This window comes from Metaclostridioides mangenotii, assembly GCF_017873185.1.
GTDB lineage: Bacteria > Bacillota > Clostridia > Peptostreptococcales > Peptostreptococcaceae > Metaclostridioides > Metaclostridioides mangenotii.
Genome location: NZ_JAGGJX010000001.1, coordinates 175946 through 194411, shown reverse-complemented (window position 1 = coordinate 194411; position 18466 = coordinate 175946). Strand labels below are relative to the sequence as shown.

The 18466-nt window shown below is 30.1% G+C and carries 21 protein-coding genes and 1 other annotated feature; of the genes, 1 reads left to right on the top strand and 20 read right to left on the bottom strand.

Annotated elements, in window-relative coordinates:
* Positions 1 to 26: 26 nt before the first annotated feature.
* The 12 genes from J2Z43_RS01050 to J2Z43_RS00995 all read right to left on the bottom strand — a co-directional run bounded on the left by J2Z43_RS01050 (position 27) and on the right by J2Z43_RS00995 (position 10503).
* Positions 27 to 491, bottom strand: coding sequence for a MarR family winged helix-turn-helix transcriptional regulator (locus tag J2Z43_RS01050; protein ID WP_209455458.1), 465 nt, complete (start codon positions 489 to 491; stop codon positions 27 to 29).
* 245 nt (positions 492 to 736) lie between these two features.
* Complete coding sequence (locus J2Z43_RS01045; RefSeq protein WP_209455457.1) at positions 737 to 1300, bottom strand: beta-class carbonic anhydrase; 564 nt, start codon at positions 1298 to 1300, stop codon at positions 737 to 739.
* 76 nt (positions 1301 to 1376) lie between these two features.
* A complete protein-coding gene (locus tag J2Z43_RS01040) occupies positions 1377 to 2270 on the bottom strand; it encodes an alpha/beta hydrolase (RefSeq protein WP_209455456.1) in 894 nt (297 codons plus the stop codon).
* Positions 2271 to 2465: 195 nt separating this feature from the next.
* Positions 2466 to 3434 (bottom strand): sulfite reductase subunit C, encoded by a 969-nt coding sequence (asrC, locus tag J2Z43_RS01035; RefSeq protein ID WP_209455455.1) that lies wholly within the window; start codon positions 3432 to 3434, stop codon positions 2466 to 2468.
* A gap of 11 nt (positions 3435 to 3445) precedes the next feature.
* Positions 3446 to 4240: an anaerobic sulfite reductase subunit AsrB gene (asrB, locus tag J2Z43_RS01030; protein WP_209455454.1), complete on the bottom strand. Its 795-nt coding sequence runs from the start codon at positions 4238 to 4240 to the stop codon at positions 3446 to 3448.
* Position 4241: 1 nt separating this feature from the next.
* Complete coding sequence (gene asrA, locus J2Z43_RS01025; RefSeq protein ID WP_209455453.1) at positions 4242 to 5249, bottom strand: anaerobic sulfite reductase subunit AsrA; 1008 nt, start codon at positions 5247 to 5249, stop codon at positions 4242 to 4244.
* 277 nt (positions 5250 to 5526) lie between these two features.
* A complete protein-coding gene (locus J2Z43_RS01020; protein ID WP_234925917.1) occupies positions 5527 to 6213 on the bottom strand; it encodes a Crp/Fnr family transcriptional regulator in 687 nt (228 codons plus the stop codon).
* A gap of 63 nt (positions 6214 to 6276) precedes the next feature.
* Positions 6277 to 6693, bottom strand: coding sequence for a hypothetical protein (locus J2Z43_RS01015; protein WP_234925916.1), 417 nt, complete (start codon positions 6691 to 6693; stop codon positions 6277 to 6279).
* A gap of 332 nt (positions 6694 to 7025) precedes the next feature.
* Complete coding sequence (locus J2Z43_RS01010) at positions 7026 to 7325, bottom strand: rhodanese-like domain-containing protein (protein ID WP_327786909.1); 300 nt, start codon at positions 7323 to 7325, stop codon at positions 7026 to 7028.
* A 240-nt stretch (positions 7326 to 7565) separates the two neighbouring features.
* Positions 7566 to 8507 carry an ATP-dependent DNA ligase gene (locus J2Z43_RS01005; RefSeq protein WP_209455452.1) on the bottom strand — a complete coding sequence of 314 codons (942 nt, stop codon included), beginning with the start codon at positions 8505 to 8507 and terminating at the stop codon, positions 7566 to 7568.
* Positions 8508 to 9293: a non-homologous end joining protein Ku gene (gene ku / locus J2Z43_RS01000; RefSeq protein WP_209455451.1), complete on the bottom strand. Its 786-nt coding sequence runs from the start codon at positions 9291 to 9293 to the stop codon at positions 8508 to 8510. It abuts the gene before it with no gap.
* 652 nt (positions 9294 to 9945) lie between these two features.
* Positions 9946 to 10503, bottom strand: a complete 558-nt coding sequence (locus tag J2Z43_RS00995; RefSeq protein WP_209455450.1) for a hypothetical protein — start codon at positions 10501 to 10503, stop codon at positions 9946 to 9948.
* 411 nt (positions 10504 to 10914) lie between these two features.
* Between J2Z43_RS00995 and J2Z43_RS00990 the strand changes: the two genes are divergently transcribed.
* Positions 10915 to 11379 carry a ferritin-like domain-containing protein gene (locus J2Z43_RS00990; RefSeq protein WP_209455449.1) on the top strand — a complete coding sequence of 155 codons (465 nt, stop codon included), beginning with the start codon at positions 10915 to 10917 and terminating at the stop codon, positions 11377 to 11379.
* A gap of 550 nt (positions 11380 to 11929) precedes the next feature.
* On the opposite strand, the gene J2Z43_RS00985 is transcribed toward J2Z43_RS00990, so the two are convergent.
* The 8 genes from J2Z43_RS00985 to J2Z43_RS00945 form a co-directional block, all read right to left on the bottom strand.
* Positions 11930 to 14092 (bottom strand): cell wall-binding repeat-containing protein, encoded by a 2163-nt coding sequence (locus J2Z43_RS00985; protein WP_209455448.1) that lies wholly within the window; start codon positions 14090 to 14092, stop codon positions 11930 to 11932.
* 139 nt (positions 14093 to 14231) lie between these two features.
* Complete coding sequence (locus tag J2Z43_RS00980; protein WP_209455447.1) at positions 14232 to 14435, bottom strand: hypothetical protein; 204 nt, start codon at positions 14433 to 14435, stop codon at positions 14232 to 14234.
* Positions 14436 to 14452: 17 nt separating this feature from the next.
* Positions 14453 to 14674 (bottom strand): phage holin family protein, encoded by a 222-nt coding sequence (locus J2Z43_RS00975; RefSeq protein ID WP_209455446.1) that lies wholly within the window; start codon positions 14672 to 14674, stop codon positions 14453 to 14455.
* Between the two features lie 518 nt (positions 14675 to 15192).
* Positions 15193 to 15330 carry a hypothetical protein gene (locus tag J2Z43_RS00965; RefSeq protein WP_209455445.1) on the bottom strand — a complete coding sequence of 46 codons (138 nt, stop codon included), beginning with the start codon at positions 15328 to 15330 and terminating at the stop codon, positions 15193 to 15195.
* A 70-nt stretch (positions 15331 to 15400) separates the two neighbouring features.
* Positions 15401 to 15568 (bottom strand): hypothetical protein, encoded by a 168-nt coding sequence (locus J2Z43_RS00960; RefSeq protein ID WP_209455444.1) that lies wholly within the window; start codon positions 15566 to 15568, stop codon positions 15401 to 15403.
* 12 nt (positions 15569 to 15580) lie between these two features.
* Positions 15581 to 15730 carry a hypothetical protein gene (locus tag J2Z43_RS00955; protein ID WP_209455443.1) on the bottom strand — a complete coding sequence of 50 codons (150 nt, stop codon included), beginning with the start codon at positions 15728 to 15730 and terminating at the stop codon, positions 15581 to 15583.
* Between the two features lie 443 nt (positions 15731 to 16173).
* Positions 16174 to 17571, bottom strand: a complete 1398-nt coding sequence (gene asnS, locus J2Z43_RS00950) for an asparagine--tRNA ligase (RefSeq protein WP_209455442.1) — start codon at positions 17569 to 17571, stop codon at positions 16174 to 16176.
* Between the two features lie 49 nt (positions 17572 to 17620).
* Positions 17621 to 17850: a binding site (T-box leader), on the bottom strand.
* 244 nt (positions 17851 to 18094) lie between these two features.
* Entirely contained in the window at positions 18095 to 18289 is a 195-nt protein-coding gene (locus J2Z43_RS00945; protein WP_024621112.1) for a CDIF630_02480 family spore surface protein, read from the bottom strand.
* Positions 18290 to 18466 lie beyond the last annotated feature (177 nt).

Genomic DNA, 18466 nt, shown 5'->3' with positions numbered 1-18466 from the left:
CTTACTCTCATTTACTTATTCTCTTCCTATTTATGTAGATGTCTACATTCTACTTTTGTATTTTCTAGTTTTATATTATCAATCATCTGCATAAGAAGACGCTTTAAAACTATTTTTTCTTCTTCGCTAAACCCTTTAAATGACTCTACCTCTAGCTCTTTTTGCAGCTCTTTGAGTTTATCGCAAACTCCTGATCCTTTTGCTGTCAAAAATACTCTCGTAATCCTTTGATCTTCGCTGTCCTTCCTTTTCTCAATTAACTCAGCCTTCTCCATTCTGTTTAGCATAACAGTATTTGTAGAAGGTTTTACACTTCTTATTTCCGCTAATTCTCTCTGACTCTGCCCATCCCTTTTAGATAACGATAACAATATTTGAGGTTGACCTGGGTACAATCCCAGCTTTTCAAGTTCATTATGCGATCTTATAAAGTGGGTTCTTATAAGTTTATGAAGAATAGTATTCACATTTTCTTCTGATTCGTGTTCCATATTTACCCTCCTTTCAAATATTAGTTAGACGACTAACAGTTATTATACTTTATCTAAGCTATTTCGTCAATATTTCTATATTAATTTAAACAAAAAATTTAAAATATAGCATTTTTTAAGTTTTTATTATAAAAGAAAACGTTTTATCATTAGCTGGCTAATAAATAATAACAGGCTAAAAACATAGATATTCGATGTTTTTAGCCTGTTATTTTATTGTTTTATTGTTTTATTCTTTTGTTTTTTTATTTTTCATAACCATTTACTATTACATCTATTTTTCCAGTTTCTGGCGACATAAGCAGTCCATGTACTACTACATTTTTAGGGACTAATGGATGATTTTTTATAAGATTTACACAGTCATTAACTGACTCTTCAGCTGAGTCAAATCCATGAAGCCACTTTCTAACATTTATCCCAGAATTATAAAGCGTGTCTATAACATCTTGTGATATACCTTTTTCGATCAGGTTGTCTACAACGCTATCTACATCTACTCTGCACATTCCGCAACTGTGATGCCCAACAACCATTATTTCATCAACACCAAATTCACTAATGGCTACAACTATACTTCTAGTCATACTCCCAAACGGGTGAGTTATAGTCGCTCCGGCATTTTTTATAATTTTAGCATCACCATTTTTTAAATTCATCGCCTCTGGTAGTAAACTAGTTAGTCTTGTATCCATACACGATAAAACCAATAATTTTTTATTTGGATTTTTTGAAGTAGCATAATCTACATACTTTTTATTATCTACAAAACCCTTATTAAATTCTAATATTTGATCTAATTTTCTCATCTCGCACCTACTTTAAAAAATTAATTGCTTTAAGATAATTATTTATACCCAAAAGCAAATAAGAATCATATTTATATTATTTTATATTTTTCAAAAATTTCAAAATACTACTTGTAGTAATATCTAGTTGTTTTTCTTGACTTACAATAGCTTCATTATCACCCTTTTGATCGCCATAATCCGCAAATTGAGAGTGATTTGCTCCTTCAATCTCTACATAAGTAGTGTCATCTGGAAGGTTTGCTTTCGCGTTTATTAAGTTTTCAAAATTTAAAACTCCATCCTTACTTCCCCAAATTGAAAGTACATCTTTGCCTAAATCTTTTAGCTCATCTCCCATTGGATAAGAAGCTAATAGAACAACTCCGTCTACATTATTATTATTTCTTGCAAACTTAGCAGCCATAGTTCCTCCAAGAGAATGTCCCCCCACTATCCAAGTATCAATGCTCTGGTATTTATCTATAACTTTTTCTCCTTTGTTTATAGATAATGTCGCTAAATTCAGGGGCATTGGAACGATGACAACTTGATATCCTTTTTCGGCAATTGCTTTACATAGAGGTGCGTATGCCTCTGGGTCTATTTTAGCCCCAGGATAGAATATAAAACCTTTAGTCGGAGTCTTTCCTATTGGTGAAAATGATATGAACTTGTTAACTGAGACTTCAACATTTTTATCACTGACTAGAGCTTCTTCAGCTAACATCTGTGGTTTATATGTAATATTAGCCCAGATGACAAATACAATGATTGCCATAATTAAAATTGCTGATATGCCTATCATAACTTTTTTCATAATGGAAGGCTTTATACCATTATCTCCATCATTTTTATTGTTGTTGTTCGTTTTATTACTTTTATTATTTTTATCATCCTCTAAATCGTAGAGTAATGGTTTTTCCAACTCCATAGTTATACTAAATGTGTCATATTTTTTCTTATTCTTTGCTTTAACATCTTTCCCCATTAATTTTACCTCCAAAACTGTTGAATACTATTATAGTTTAACGTAACTAAAATATTTTTTCAACTGACGAAAAAACTAAAACTTAGATCTTTTTTTATAATTATCTTTGTTATTATATCTATATAGTATATAATAAATTATCAAACAATAAAGTCATATATTTTATTAAAAATATATGACTTTACATTAAATAAATTAATACTTAATTCCACTCCAATATATATTATCATTCATATGTGTAATTTCTGTGAAGTTTACATCTTTTAAAGCATATTTTTTAAATTCCATAAAGCCAGTTCTATCTATAATATATCCTATGTGCTCTTTTCCATTAGTAGCATCCTTTGCAATATATTCTTTCACATATTTGTAAGTGTTAAGTATTATTTTTATTATATTTTCTTCGTCGACCCATTTTAGCCAATCTTCAGCTAGTCTTGGATCCTTCTTTCCAGTTCTTCCCATTATAACTAATCTATAGTATTTATTTTCGCTTCTAGTCCATGCAGATGTTGGGCAGTTTAAAACACATTCTCCACATCCAATACAAGTTTCTTCGTTTCTAACCACTTTGTTATTTTCAGTTTTAAGCGCTCCTACTGATACCTTTTTACACTTTTTAACACAAGCACCGCAATTTACACATCTATCCATATCGTAAACCGGAAGCGCCATTCCTATTATACCAAAATCATTCATTCTGGCTTTTATACAGTCATTTGGACATCCAGTTAAGGCTACCTTAAAATGTAGATCATTTGGAAATACTGCAGTTTCAATGCGCTTAGCAAACTCTGTTGTATCGTACTGTGCCTTTGGACAGGCTTTGTTTCCAACACATGCTGCTATATTTCTAGTTCCAGCTGCTGGATATCCTGCGCCTCTCTCTGCTTGATTTATATCCATTTTATCTATAACAGGTTGAATTAGTTTATTTACTTCTTCCATATCTTCCATCTTTATACCAAGTATTTCAAATCCCTGTCTTGTAGTTAAATGAATTCTACCATCTCCATACTCTGTAGAAATCTTTGAAACTACACTTAAACTTTCCGAATCTACCAATCCCCCGGGAACTCTGACCCTTAAAGAAGTCATATATTTATTCTTCGTTATTCTATAAGCATTTTTCATTACTTTTCTTGTATTTAAATCTCTAATCATTTTTTTCACCTCTAATCCACTAAATTTTTTGCTTCAGCATAATTAAATACAGGTCCATCTATGCAAATGTAAGTGTCGTCAATTTTACAGTGTCCACACTTTCCTAGACCACAACACATCTTTCTTTCATATGAAACCCAAATATTTTTTTCTGTAACACCGCGTTTTTTTACTTCAGCTATTGCAAACTTCATCATAATCGGAGGGCCGACTATTACTGCTGATACATTATCGATATCTTTTATCTCAAGTTCCGGTATATACTTAGTCACTAGGCCTACATTTCCCACGTAATCTTCACTAGCTCCATCTACAGTTACAAGTACATCTAACTTATCAGCCCATTTTTCTAAATCATCCTTAAATAGCACATTCTCTGGTGATCTAAATCCTGATATTAAATTTAGTTTTTCACATGTGTTTACATTGTTGTAAAAATATTCAACAATACCTCTAACTGGCGCTAAAGCACTTCCACCCGAAACTATAATAAGTTCTTTTCCTTTGTATAGATTTACATCAAATCCATTTCCGTATGGTCCCCTTACAAACAAACTATCGCCAATCTTATAGTTGTAAAGTTCCTTAGTTACTTTTCCTACATTTCTAATTGTAAAGTCTATATACTCGTCTGTAATACCACATACTGATATTGGACTTTCTCCGAATTTTGGTATAGATATTTCATAAAATTGACCAGGGAGTACCTTATCTGAATTCTTCTCCACTCTAAAAGTCCACTCTTTCTCTGTATGCTTTATTATGTCGAGAATCTTTGCTTTCTCAGGGATATATTTATTTTCCATACTATTTACCTCCTCTTTCTTTCTCGAATTTGTCTATTTTCTCAACACAGCTTGAGAACGATATATACTCTGGACAGGCATCGTCACATCTTCCACAGCCAACACACATGTTGTAACCAAATCTACTTTTAAAGTCGCTTATTTTATGCAGAACTTTGAATCTCATTCTGTCACCTTGGCCAGTTCTAAATGAATGACCACCAGCTATATCAGTATACCCTTCTACTTGGCAAGAAGCCCAAACTCTTCTTCTCTCACCCGCATTTTGGTTTTCTTTGTAAAAAATATCTTGCATTGTAAAACAAGTGCACGTAGGACAGACAAAATTACATCTTCCACACCCTATACATCTCTTGTCGTACTCTTCCCAAAGTGAATCACTTTTTATAGCTTCTACATCTATTTTTTGAGGGACTTCGATAGATATTTTGTTTTCTTTGACAAAATCTATCTCAAAGTCCACTTTTTCACCGTTAAAAACTTCTAGATCTTTATCTTTAATATCCATGTAAATAAAATCATCCTCTAAATTCATCCCTATTGAATAATCTTCAGTTTTATTTGATCCCATACTTGCGCAGAAACAGTTTCTAAAGCTCTCTTTGCATCCTATTAAAACAAACTTTACTTTATCTCTGATTCTCTTGTAGAAATAATCTTCTTCATTGCCGTTATTAAGGTAAATTTGATCAATTCTTTTAACCCCGTGAATATCACACGACCTCATAAATACAAGTAATTTCTTATCTTCTGTACTGGATTCTTTATACTGATCTTCAGTAAAATAAAAAAGAATCTGGTTAATAGGTAAAATTGTCTCCTTTGAAGAATAATTTGACTTTCTTTCAAACTCAATCTCATCAAATCTCTCTATCTCGCTGTAAGATATGAGATCAGTGTCAGAATAAGTGCCCTTAAATGGCATTACAGTCGGTGCAAATATTTTATACTCTTTGCTCAGTTCTTCTAATGCACGATTAAATTCAGATGTATCTATTTTTATCTTCATAATCAACCATCCCTTCTCAATTTAATATCTATATTGTTAAATAAAATTTTATCATTCTCTTAATTTTATTTCTGTGATTAATATCACATGCTATAAATTACTTTTAAAACACCTTATACTTGTGAAACTAAATAAGTATAAAAATAAAAAAGTAGTATCTCTTAAATGCATTTCACATCCTTAAGATACTACTCTTTTAAAATACTCAATTATTTAATAGAGTATTTTATATTGTTTAACCTATTATTAATGTAATAAATTTTCTATCTATTACAAACTATTCCTTAAAATACTTTACCAACTTATCAGTCTTAATATAAATCTGTTTGCCTTCATACCTTACTAAATTATTCTCTTGAAGTGTCTTCATCGCCCTTGATAAAGTTTCCCTCTTTGTTCCAAGCATGTCGGCTAAATATGTAATTGTGATGTTTAGATCTAGAAAAGTCCACTCTCCATCTTCAATTCCAAACTCTCTGCTCAACCTATATAATTTTGCAGCAAGCTTCTTATCTACCCTAAGAGATATAGAATTTTTTAATTGTCTGTATAGTCTTCTCATTCTTTTTTCAGTGTAATTAAATACATTAGCAGTTAGTTTAAAATCTTTCTTCATCATACATTCAAAATCATTTAAACTTATCTCTGCTAATAATGATTTTTCAAAAGCTTCACAAGTTACTGTAGATGTATGCTTTTCTTCAAATGATATCTCATTTATTAAATCTCCACTGTTTAGAATAAAAATTATTTTAAGTTCTCCATCCTCACTCATCTTCGATATAGATGCCTTTCCATCTATCAGAACATAGACTTTATCTACTTCATCCTTTTCATGTATTATGGTCTGCTTTTTTCTGTATGTTTTAAGTTGTGCTAACTCTAAAAATTTATTTTTTGTATACGGACTTGTATTCTTTAAAAATACAATTTTCTCAATATCGCTCATACTCAATTTATCCAACAAGCATCACCCAACTTTATATAATAATTACTGACTATTTGGTACATTAACAAAATTCTTCTTCTATTCTAATGAGTTCATAAGCTCTTCAAACTTATCTAAATCACCGATTACTAGTTTTTCAAAGCCTTTATCTTCTACATCAACTATCCACTGCTTATCTTCTCTGTTCAATTTAATTATTCCTTCACGCTCAGTAACTTTTGCATTTTTTATCTTTTCAATAAATAGCTTATTTATATCACTTTCTACATCGTTTCCATTTAAATAACCTGTTAACGACTCTTTAAAAATCTTAACAGTTAAATCTGTAAAATCAACTCCAGCTAGTTTAACTTTGACCGTAGCTGTACCACCGTCCACTTTTTCAGACAACACTTCTACTTTTATTTTTTTAAGGGCATCAACCATAACTTCTTGAAATTCAACTTCTTGCTCTGGCGTCATTTTTTCATCATCAAAGTTCATAAAGTCTTCCATATCCTCATAAAAATCGTTTTCTGATATTTGATTGAAGAATTCCTCTGTAGCTTTAGAAGGTGTTTGCCTTGCACATCCGGCAAATACCAGAGCAATACTTAAAAATACTGTAAGTAATGCTACTAACTTTAATTTTTTTTCATAACAATATCCCCCCGCCCCTCACTTTAATTATTCCTCGTATAAATTTTCCCAAATCAATGCAACTTTGTCAATATATTAATAAAATTCTTATATTTTATACTTTTTTGTTTTAAAATAGGGATGTCCTCAAATAAAACTATATTATTAAAGCAATATAGATTTATTATAGGACACCCCTAATATAACTGCTAAATCTCGTTATCAATACCGTTTTTTAGATTATAAAGATATCTAAAGCCCATATCGTACAAAATATTACATGCTATCACACTTCTATACCCGTGGTAACAGTACACTATAATTACTTTATCTTTATAGGCTTCAATCATATCTATATCATGATATAAGTCTTGTAATGGAATATTTACTGAGTTTTTTAATTTTTTTATATTAAAATCATCATTTGACCTTACGTCTAGCAGTAAAATATCCTTATTTGAATTTATCATATCCTTTAGTTGTTTAAAATTTATCTGCTTATAGATCACTCACCACCCCCAAAGTTGCAAAATTTGATACTGTATAAACATACCCAATAAATACACAAATAATCTTTTAACAATTATCGTGTATATTTACATGTATGTTCACAAAACAAAAAATGTGTGCCCTTTAAACAAGTATATTTAAATAATGACACACATTTTAAACTATTAATTTATTAAATTTTTTAGTTACAATGTTTTAATTCAAATTAACTCTTGAGGTGCACTTCATAATTACTACCCTTATTGCTCTTCTCTACATTCTATTGGCAATTTATCTTCTCTAATACCTTTTAAAACTGGTTGTCTTAATGCTCCTTTATCGTTTGGCATATATTCTACTATTGCAACTAATGTAGGTTCTAACCAAACAGCATTCTCATTTCCTTCTGGAACATGTGGTATCGATGGACTAGAAGCTATCTTATAATTATATTGTTCTAATTTCCTCAAACTTACTCCTAAAGTAACATGACCTTTATAAACTAATATTCCATCGTTTCCATATTGTGCGATAACTAAACTAGCCATATTATTTTCTTTTAATATATAACCACAAACTACAAAGTCCTTATCCTCTAAGAATTTAATCTTTATCCAATCCTTAGATCTTTTATCAAACAAATACTTACTACCTTTTAATTTTGCAACAATGCCTTCTAACTTCTGCTGTTTAGCAAGTTCAAATAGCTTTATTCCGTTATTTTCTATATATCTAGATATAGCAATTCTATCGTTTTCTTTTACTATCTTCTCTAAGAGTTTCTTACGCTTTATTAAATCTAGATCTGTTGTTAGTTCTCCATCTATATATATTATGTCGTAGGCTACAAAACTAGCAGGATGTTGCTTGTCAGCCAATCTAATTTTAAACGGATCACTCATCATTGATCTTCTTTGTATCTCAAAGAAATCTGGTACTCCGTTCTTTGATACAATTAATTCTCCATCTAATATGCACTTTTTCTTTACTTGTTTGTGAATTTCGTTTAACTCAGGGAAACGCGGCAACAATTTAAAATCTCTCTTATTTATTAATTCTGAACTATTTTTTTCTGGATCTAAATATGCAATACAACGTATACCATCAAGTTTAAGTTCAAATATATAGTCTGGAGAATCAAATGGCTCTTTCAGCTCTGAAATTAGCATGGGTCTTATGCCTTTTTTATCGAATAAATCCATTTATTTAGTACCTGTTTTTAAATCGTTATTCTGAGCCATATCCACTGTCTTTTTAAGTGCTTCCATGAGGTCTATTACATTGTTAGGCTTGTCGCTATCCGCAGATATGATCTCTTGCCCTGCAATTTTCTTTTCTATAGCATCTCGTAAACGTTCTTGGTATTCGTCATGGTATACCGCTATGTCGAACTCTTTAGTCATAGATTCTATTAAGCTATTAGCCATATCTAACTCTGACTTTTCTACTTGCGCTTTACCTTTAGACTTAGGCATCTCTTGTACTTCCTCTGCATAGAACAGAGTCTTTGCAATAATTCCTTCCTTAGTTGGATACAAAACAATAAGCGTTTCATTTGTCCCCAGTACTGTTTTTGCAATTGCAACCTTCTTTTGCTTTAGCATAGATTGCCTAAACAACTCATATGCCTTCTCTCCACCTATGTCTGGAGCTATATAGTAGTTTTTATCGTAGTATATATTTTCTATTTCACTCATTTTTGAAAATTGGATAATGTGGATTGTCTTATCTTTCTTAGTTTTTATCTTCTCTAATTCATCCGATGTTATTGTTACATATTTATCTTTTTCAAATTCGTACCCTTTTATAATGTCTGGTGCTTTAACTTCTTTACCGCAATCTCCACAGAATTTTTTATATTTAATCCTCTGATGTGTGTCTTTACATAACTGATTAAAATTTATGCTTATATCCCTTGTTGTTTTATACAATCCGCATGGAATATATATCATCCCAACAGATATAGCCGATTTATGTGCTACTGCCATACCAATCACCTCAAATTATATTTATATTTTTAGTTTAGTATGTGTAATATATGCAAATTTACACATAAGAAAAGATTGATATTTAATCTGACGCTTATAGAAGCATAAACTATAGAAAATAACTCATTTATTTAATATAATTACAACACTAGAGTTATCTTATAATTAAATATACAATAATAAATGTTATAATTTATATAATAATCAATCATGAAAAAGTCCATAATAGTTTTACTCATCAAGAACTTTATAACCAAGCTGAAAATGTAGGATTCAAGGATATTCGTATTCGAATTTTTTATCGAGGAAAGAAAATATTTTTTAATCAAGATGCCTCAATATTCATTTTTAAAGCGAAAAATAGTGTACCCAAAAGGGTCAATACTTTATTGTAAAATTACTTATATAAGAGAAGATTAAAATAAATTACAACTATTTAAGTCTAGATATAAACCTTATACTAAACAAGTCGAATTTTCATGAACGTTGTCAAATATAGGAACCTTAAACTAAAAAATAAGAGTAGCATATTTTGCTACTCCTTTACATTATTCTTGCATTCATTCCCTTTAATACAGGAAACAATCTAATTTTTATATTATTAGGTAAATTTAATATATGCTATTCCGTTAATTACGTAAAGAGTATATCACTATTTGATTGCATCCTCGTAAACATTTTTAGTATTTTCTTCCATCTGTTTTAATCTATCCTTAATACTATTTAGTTCAGACTTAGCCTTTTCTGACTCTGATTTATATTGATCCGTTTCAGCTTTTGCTCTACTTACCTCATACGATTTTTCAGAGATCTCTTTTGTTTTCTCCTTTATCTCATTTATTTTCTGTTGAATCTCATTTTGTTTATCTAACAACTGTTGTTTTAAATTTTTAATCTCTTCTACTGATGATTGGCTTCCTTGTCGCAATGAGTTCAACTCATTTTCTAATTGTTGTTTTTTAGACTCTAGTGTTGTTTTATCAACTAGTAATTGATCTTTATCTTTTTGTAAATGACTCGTTTTCTTCTCTAAAATCTCATTATCAGCCTTGCTTCTTTTTAAACGACTAGCTAGATCGTTTACTATATGTTCAGTTTTGGCTATGATCGAATTCCAATCAACTGAAGATTGTAATGCTAAGACTGTTCCTCCAGAAAATACAACGGCGGATATTATAACACCTATCCCAAATTTACTTAATTTTTTCATATTATTACCCCTTATTTTAATAGTAATTTACTTACAGCTTATTGATATTAGCATATTAGTTAGTTTTTGTAAATACATTTTCTACTCCAAAACTACTTCATCTAAATTATCTATACATATTCCTTTTATTACTCGCAACCCACAGAATATAAAATATAATTACCACTATAAAAATTATCTAACTTTAAATACATAATGGTAAATTATATTTAGTCTTTACTATCTTTGAAAACATATAAAATAGCGATTTGCCACTGAGTTAAAATTTACGGTGGCAAATCGTTATAATTACTATAAATTAAAATTTTAGGTGGGACAAGAAGAAAGTATAATATTCATTTGTAATATCCTTTTTGTATCCAAAATATTAATAGTACATATATTTATAGTAAAACAACTAGGAGGCTTACTATGTATGAATGTATTTACCCAAATCCTATTCAATTACAAAATTCAATAAATATGATAGGTGACTCTATAGAGTCTGAAAAAAAGGATGCGCAATTTTATCAATGGCTGATTGATAATATTCCATCCTCACTTAGTTCAAATCAAGCAAAGCAAATAAAATCTATAATAGAATCTATAAGAAATGATGAGCTCAATCATAATAAAATGTTTCAAAATATGTATCATCAACTGACTGGCAACATAGTGACACCAATTGATGAAGAATTCATACCACCAGAGAGTTTTAAAGTTGGGATAACAGATGCTCTAATGGGCGAATTAGAGGCTGTTAAAAAATATAGACTTATAATGTCTGGACTTCCTTCTCTATATTATAGAGATATAGTTTTTAATATATTAACTGACGAATTAAGACATGCAAGTTTATATAATTATATTTTTGCAAACTTATATAATTTAGTTTAGTTCCATATTCTATTTCTATAAAGCCAAAAGATATTCCATCATTTGGCTTTATTTTCATCTCTAAAGCAGAGTTCATCTACACCTCAACATTAGCTTTAATACCCTTTTTCATCGAATATATCCAACTATCTACCTACTTTGACTAGTATAGTCAATTATGGTTGTTTTAAGCATATTTATATCATCCTTTTTTTCATAGCTCTTCCCTTTTAATTTAATATTCACATATTATTTAAAACTGCATATTATAAAGTATCCATAAGATTATCTCTAATAATGGGTTCCTTTTCAATTTTATTGTTAGATTCATAAACAACTCCATTGTCGTGTTCATGGATCATATTAAAGTATCTTCCTTCCGGTATGTAAGATATAGTAAAATTAAAATGCCATCTTATTAAATATATAAGGTGGTGTTTTTTTGCATTTCCTTTTTTTTATCGAATATATCCACACTATCACCTCTTAAGTTTAGTATGAGATTATTTTAAGCATAAATAAGAGCTAGTAATTTTAAATTATCTAGCTCTTTTAATACTATAAATTAAATCTATTTTTCTCCTATTCCTATATTTACTTCGGATAATCTTTGGGAAATCCTCACTGCTGTTTCATATCTGTCCTCTCCAGCAACCCTCTCTTTTTTACTTACTCCTAGGTTATTCTCTAAATTTTTAGAAACTGAGTTGTATCCTCCGCCTATTAATACATTTTTAATTGACCATCCATTTATCTTTTCAGATGTTATTTTATTTAAATGATCTGGCTCTGTTAGCATTATTGGCGCTTTATATCGCGATGCTAAACTGTTTATTGTTATTCCATCGGGGAAATTTGTTCCATCAACTAGTATCATATCTGCTTTGTTACCGGTTAGACTTCTAACTTCTGTTCCTATTAATTCAGCCATTTCATATCTGTCTGCCCCACCTAATCTACTTACTTTGTCTATATCCAGACCATCTTCTATTACTTTAGATACTGAGTTATAACTTCCTCCTATAGTAATGTCATTGATTGCCCAAGTTTTTATAGTATCTTTAGTAGTCTTACTTAATTCACTTGGATCTGTTAGTAATATAGGAACTCTCTTTTGTGATGCTAACGTTGACATTGTTATAACATCTGGGAAGTTTGTTCCGTCCACTAACATTGCACTAGTTTTATTTCCTGTTATATTTCTTATTTCATTTCCGATCTTTTTAGCAGTTTCGTATCTATCAGATCCTGCTATTCTAGTTACTTTATAATCTAATAACTGTGATACTACCTTTTCTGATACTGAGTCTACCCCACCGGATATTAAAACCTCTTCAGGATTAATTCTTTTTATTTCTGCCATTGTATTATTATCTACTGAATCTTTTGTAGATAGAAGTATTGGTGCATCTTTTTCATTACCTAGTACTGTTGCTGTAAGTACATCTGTATACTTCTCTCCACTTGCTAATATAACTGTCTTGGATGAAGCTGGCGGGTTTACTGGTGGATCTATAGTTCCACCACCTCCACCAGAGTTGTTCTTGAAGTCTAATACTAATGGTTCATTGTATTCTCTTTCCTCAAGATGTTTATATGCTGCATTTTCACCTGTGAAGTTATTTATGTTAGAAGTCAATAAAAATGGTGTTAAAACTAATTTTCCAACTTTATTTAAATATTTTGAGCTTACTTTTTCAGGTATTTTTATTTCAGTCTCTAATATTTTTGTATCTCCTGGCTGTATTGTTCCTGGTATAACATTACTATTATTTTCACCATACTTTAATTCAACATCTGGATTTCCCTCTGTTTTTACAGGATTTTTAATAATTTCTTTTTCGCCGAAATCAACTCCAGACATAAGCCTGCTGTTTGGTATATTTTCACTAAAGTTTTGAATCTCTACTTTTAACTTTACAGTATCACCTGGTTTAAATACTTTTGGTGCTTCACTTAAGCTAAGTTTAATATCAGAAGTTTCGTAATATAGCCAATTTATAGGGTATGCTTTACTCATATGGTTATTAATATCTCCATTTTTATACCACTCAGCAACTCCATTAAGAGTACCATATGGCTTTTTAGTTGGTTTATCAACTACTTTATATGTTACCTTGAAAGGACCATCATTTGAAACTCTATTATAATTATCTATCTTAATTTCCGGATCACCATTTTCATTTAAAGTATTCATATATAAAATATTCTTATAAAGCTCTCCTAAATATGAATTATTTTTCTCTATATTCGCCATTATTTCATCTCTACTAATCGTAATTTCTTGTTTTTCATTTGGTTTTGTAATAGAGTTTTTAACCTCGTCAATCGTCTTTCTTAGAAAAAGTCTAAAACTACTATTTGTTCCTGTATTAATCCATTTGCCATCTTTAAACTTTTCAACAGTTATATTTGGAACATGAACTTTTTCTAGTTGGAAAGAATCAATATTAATAAAATCTGGATTATATTTATCAGTTTCTTCAAAATTTGAAAACTCAATTCTATAATCACTACCTATCGAATCCTCTGTATTTTCATATCCAAAGTTATCAATATTAAATGTAATTTCATTTCCAATTCTTGGAACAAACTTGTCTACTGTAACAGTTGTTTCTGTTGGTTCCTTTGGTAATTCTTTCTTATCTTCTGCAAATGTATTTAAACTTAAGGTTGTAAGTATTAAATTCAAAGCCAATGTTGCTGATAAAATCTTTTTTATCCTCTTATTCATTTTAACCCCTCCTGAAATATGTGATTCATAGAATTCTATAATATTATATAATGTACAATTAATTATTTGATTAAAATGTAGTGAAAGCACATTTTTTTGTAGTAGAATAACATATATTTACAAAATTATAGTTAATAAATTAAAAAAGAGCAGTACAATCATATATTTTATTTACATATGGTTTTGCATATTCTTTTATATATTTAACTACTAATCTATCTTGAGTACTTTCTTTTGTAATTATTGTGTTAGATCCATTATAAACAACTCCTACTGCACCAGAACCAGGTTTACCATCTAAACCATGTCCACCGTGTATTGCTAAGCTGTTAAATTTAATCATAAGTTATTCCCCCTTATCTACTGTTTAAATTGCTTAACTGTTTGATTTACTCCTATAGCTACACCCCAACACAAGATACCTTGCATTACTGATGTGACATTGAATCCAACTAAGCAAACACTAAATACAATTCCAAGTAATAATAAAATTACTGGTATGTATTTATTATTTAACTCGGGGTATCTTTTGCATGCTTCCCCTAATACGTACAGTGTTGCAACTATCAAGTCTATGTTCAATTAAATCTTCATTCATATATTAATCTCCAATCTTATTATGAAAAAATTATATAAGGGATAGAATTATGTACCCCACTGTTTTGTTTCAAAAAAAAAGCACCTACTACTGTAGATGCTTAACGTGAAAAAACACCTTTAGCATAGGGAAACTAAGGTGTTTTTTTCAAAAAGGAAATACTAGACACAATTAGTGATCAATTAATATTTGTTCAGTGTTATAATATATATACTATTTCTACTTAAAATTATTCATAAAATATAAAAGCATAAAATCACGAAAAAACACCTCTGGAATAGGAGTTGGAAGCAACTAATACCAGGGTGTCTTTTCTAGAGAAATTTATGTTGAGTACAATATTATTATGCTATAATTTATTATATTTATTCATAAAAAAAGACTACTTAGTATAGTCCTCGCTCGTTATTTCCTTATATTGTTGTGCTGTTATTACGTTTATTTTACTGCTAACTGTACTTGCTCTATATCCCATAACTTATTGTTATAGAAGTAATTTATATTAAAATACCAATTCATTAGTTAGTACCTCCTTGCAGTTGCATTCTTTTCCTGGTATGTTTTCTCCTTCTGTAATAGTTTCTACTAAAAAACCAGTTTTTAATAATTCTTCTTCTGTTTTTCCATAATTCTTTATCAAAAGGATAGAAATGTCGTGTTGTAACTATATTATTTTTATTAATTTCAATATATATCATTTTTATTCCCCCTTATCTTTTTTCAATTAGTGCGTATTCTGGATCAATTTCGGTATAATTCTCTTGAAGTATTACAGAATTTCCTGAAGATTGCCCACTAATAAAAATTTGTTTATTTGATGAAACTCCAATTGAAACTCCTCTATCCACTGGTCTCCACAATGAACAAAAAATCTGCATATTTTTTCTATATCATATATATATAAATGATGAAACATCATTAGACCCTTTTGATAATAAATATATATACCCGTCTATAATGTCAAAATCTATATAACCACCGTCGGCACTATATACATTTTCCAAACTTTTTCTAAGTTTGACTGTAGTATCCAAACTCACTAGCTCTCTGATTTAAAAGTGTATCGTAATTCTAAGTTAACATCACCTTATTGAATTGGTATGCAAGTTCTATATACAATTGTGCTAGTTCCGTATTGGTTGGTTCCAACATATTGTATAAAAAAGAACCCTCGCCCTTGTAGACTTTTAAATCTACGCTGTTAAGAGTTCTCTCTGTTATTTATTCAAAAGTTTGTTCATTATACACTTACTTCCACCTCCCCGTAAAATGGTTAAATCCTAAAGAGGTTCAAGTAAGATTAGGACATGCTAATATAAGTATAACATTAGATACCTAAGCTCATTCTTCGGATGACTCCGCTAGAAAGGTAGCTGATATTTTTGAAATTTTATAAAATGTAATTTGCCTACGAGTTTATAGCTCCGTAGGCAAATTACTGTTTTTATTGTTTTTTATATTTTGACATCAATCCATGTATCCCTTAGAATTCAGCGTTTTTAGGAGTTCTAGGGAATGGTATTACGTCTCTTATGTTGCCCATACCAGTCATATACATTATTATTCTCTCAAATCCAAGTCCGAAACCAGAATGTGTAGCAGTACCGAATTTTCTAAGCTCTAAATACCACCAATAATCTTCTTTGTTTAATCCCATTTCATTGATTTTAGCTAACAGAACATCTTCTCTCTCTTCCCTTTGAGATCCTCCTACGATTTCTCCAACTCCAGGAACTAGTAAATCCATAGCTCTAACAGTTTTTCCATCGTCATTCATTCTCATATAGAAAGCTTTTATGTCTTTTGGATAATCAGTTACGAAAACTGGCGCTCCGTATATTTGCTCTGTAATGTATCTCTCATGCTCAGTTTGTAAGTCGCATCCCCACTCTACTGGATACTCAAACTTGTGACCTGATTTTATTAACAACTCAACAGCCTTAGTATAAGTTATTCGAGTAAACTCTGAATTAACTAAGTTGTTTAATCTCTCTAACAATCCTTTATCTATAAATTGGTTAAAGAATTCCATCTCTTCAGGGGCATTTTCAAGAACATAACTTATAATGTATTTTATCATGTCTTCTGCAAGGTCCATGTTGTCTTCTAAGTCTGCAAAAACTATCTCTGGCTCTATCATCCAGAACTCAGATGCGTGTCTTCCTGTATATGAATTTTCCGCTCTAAAGGTAGGTCCAAATGTATACACATTTCTAAATGCAAGTGCCATTATCTCTGCATTTAATTGACCACTCACTGTAAGATGTGCTTCTTTACCAAAGAAATCTTCTGTGTAGTCTACTTTTCCTTCATCATTTTTTGCTACATTGTCCATATCTAAAGTAGTAACCCTAAACATTTCCCCTGCACCTTCTGCATCACTACCTGTTATAATTGGCGAATGTGCGTACACAAAGTTTCTCTCTTGGAAAAATTTATGTATAGCATAAGCAGCCATTGATCTTATTCTAAATACTGCAGAGAAAGTGTTACTTCTAGGTCTTAAATGAGCAATTGATCTTAAATACTCAAATGAATGCTTTTTCTTTTGAAGAGGGTATGAACTATCTGACTCCCCCTCTACAACTACTTTGTGCGCTTGTATCTCTACTGGTTGTTTTGCTCCTTCAGTTGAAACTAATTTTCCTTCAACTAATATTGCTGAACTTATAGCAAGTTTAGATATATCTTTAAAATTTTCTAATTTTTCATCGTAAACTACTTGCATATTTTTAAAGAAACTTCCATCATTTAGCTCTATAAACCCGAAATTCTTAGAACCTCTTGAAGTCCTTATCCAACCTGCAACAGTTACATCTTTACCGATATACTGTTCTTTGTCTCTATATAACTCTTTTACCGTTATAAAATCCTTTTGCATTTTTATTCCTCCTTGAAAATTTAAATAAAAAAAGCCCTTCATCCCTGTATATAGGGACGAAAAGCTATAATTTCGCGGTACCACCCAAATTGCCATATTGGCCTCTTAGTAAGCATTTGCTTAAAGTCTGTAACGGGACTTCCCGTCTAGGTCTACTAACTTTCGCTTTCGATTAGAAACTCCGAGATGTTCTTCAATATAAATGTCATATTGAGCTTTCACCATCCTCAACTCGCTGAAAATCTATATTATACCTACTCTTCTCTTCATAGTATTTATTTTATCATTATTTGCAATAATTAATAAAAGTATACCAAGTAAAGAATTTTAAGTCAATGCTTAATTACTTCTATTAAGTTATATATTTATTTTTATCGGTATCATTTATTATTTTTAACTTTTTTGTATCGAAATTTAAAAAATTAAATTAAATAAATTATAAAAAGCCAGCTTCTACAATTTAGTAAGAAATTGGCTTTTTAATTTAAAGTACATAGTTCTCAGCATATCTTTTTATATCTATTTATAGTCTACTGCCATTATCTACCCAATCTTTAGCATCCTCTACTGATTTTAATGATGGAACCGATACATTTGTTTCTTCTCTCAACTTATCTACATCTGCCCAAGCTGCTGTAGATTCAGTTCCAACTTCTGAATTTTTCTTCATTATTTTTTGGTTTACACCTTTTAATACTCTTTGCTTTTTACTTGACATATTTTCACCTCTAATACTTAATATTTAGTATTAGTTTTGGCAAAACTACTATAAATTATCCGAAATTTTTTGAATCGTCGCTATAAAATCTACTACACCATATCCTTGGGAATAATTAGAATAATCGTAGATATTTTTTCTTGTTGCACTTAAAAACAAATAAGATTTTAAAACTTG

Excerpts from the sequence above, each read along its gene's own strand:
- J2Z43_RS01050 (WP_209455458.1), bottom strand. The coding sequence starts at position 491 with ATGGAACACGAATCAGAAGAAAATGTGAATACTATTCTTCATAAACTT.
- J2Z43_RS01045 (WP_209455457.1), bottom strand. The coding sequence starts at position 1,300 with ATGAGAAAATTAGATCAAATATTAGAATTTAATAAGGGTTTTGTAGAT.
- J2Z43_RS01040 (WP_209455456.1), bottom strand. The coding sequence starts at position 2,270 with ATGGGGAAAGATGTTAAAGCAAAGAATAAGAAAAAATATGACACATTT.
- asrC (WP_209455455.1), bottom strand. The coding sequence starts at position 3,434 with ATGATTAGAGATTTAAATACAAGAAAAGTAATGAAAAATGCTTATAGA.
- asrB (WP_209455454.1), bottom strand. The coding sequence starts at position 4,240 with ATGGAAAATAAATATATCCCTGAGAAAGCAAAGATTCTCGACATAATA.
- asrA (WP_209455453.1), bottom strand. The coding sequence starts at position 5,249 with ATGAAGATAAAAATAGATACATCTGAATTTAATCGTGCATTAGAAGAA.
- J2Z43_RS01015 (WP_234925916.1), bottom strand. The coding sequence starts at position 6,693 with ATGGAAGACTTTATGAACTTTGATGATGAAAAAATGACGCCAGAGCAA.
- J2Z43_RS01005 (WP_209455452.1), bottom strand. The coding sequence starts at position 8,507 with ATGGATTTATTCGATAAAAAAGGCATAAGACCCATGCTAATTTCAGAG.
- ku (WP_209455451.1), bottom strand. The coding sequence starts at position 9,293 with ATGGCAGTAGCACATAAATCGGCTATATCTGTTGGGATGATATATATT.
- J2Z43_RS00995 (WP_209455450.1), bottom strand. The coding sequence starts at position 10,503 with ATGAAAAAATTAAGTAAATTTGGGATAGGTGTTATAATATCCGCCGTT.
- J2Z43_RS00990 (WP_209455449.1), top strand. The coding sequence starts at position 10,915 with ATGTATGAATGTATTTACCCAAATCCTATTCAATTACAAAATTCAATA.
- J2Z43_RS00985 (WP_209455448.1), bottom strand. The coding sequence starts at position 14,092 with ATGAATAAGAGGATAAAAAAGATTTTATCAGCAACATTGGCTTTGAAT.
- J2Z43_RS00980 (WP_209455447.1), bottom strand. The coding sequence starts at position 14,435 with ATGATTAAATTTAACAGCTTAGCAATACACGGTGGACATGGTTTAGAT.
- J2Z43_RS00960 (WP_209455444.1), bottom strand. The coding sequence starts at position 15,568 with ATGCAGATTTTTTGTTCATTGTGGAGACCAGTGGATAGAGGAGTTTCA.
- asnS (WP_209455442.1), bottom strand. The coding sequence starts at position 17,571 with ATGCAAAAGGATTTTATAACGGTAAAAGAGTTATATAGAGACAAAGAA.
- J2Z43_RS00945 (WP_024621112.1), bottom strand. The coding sequence starts at position 18,289 with ATGTCAAGTAAAAAGCAAAGAGTATTAAAAGGTGTAAACCAAAAAATA.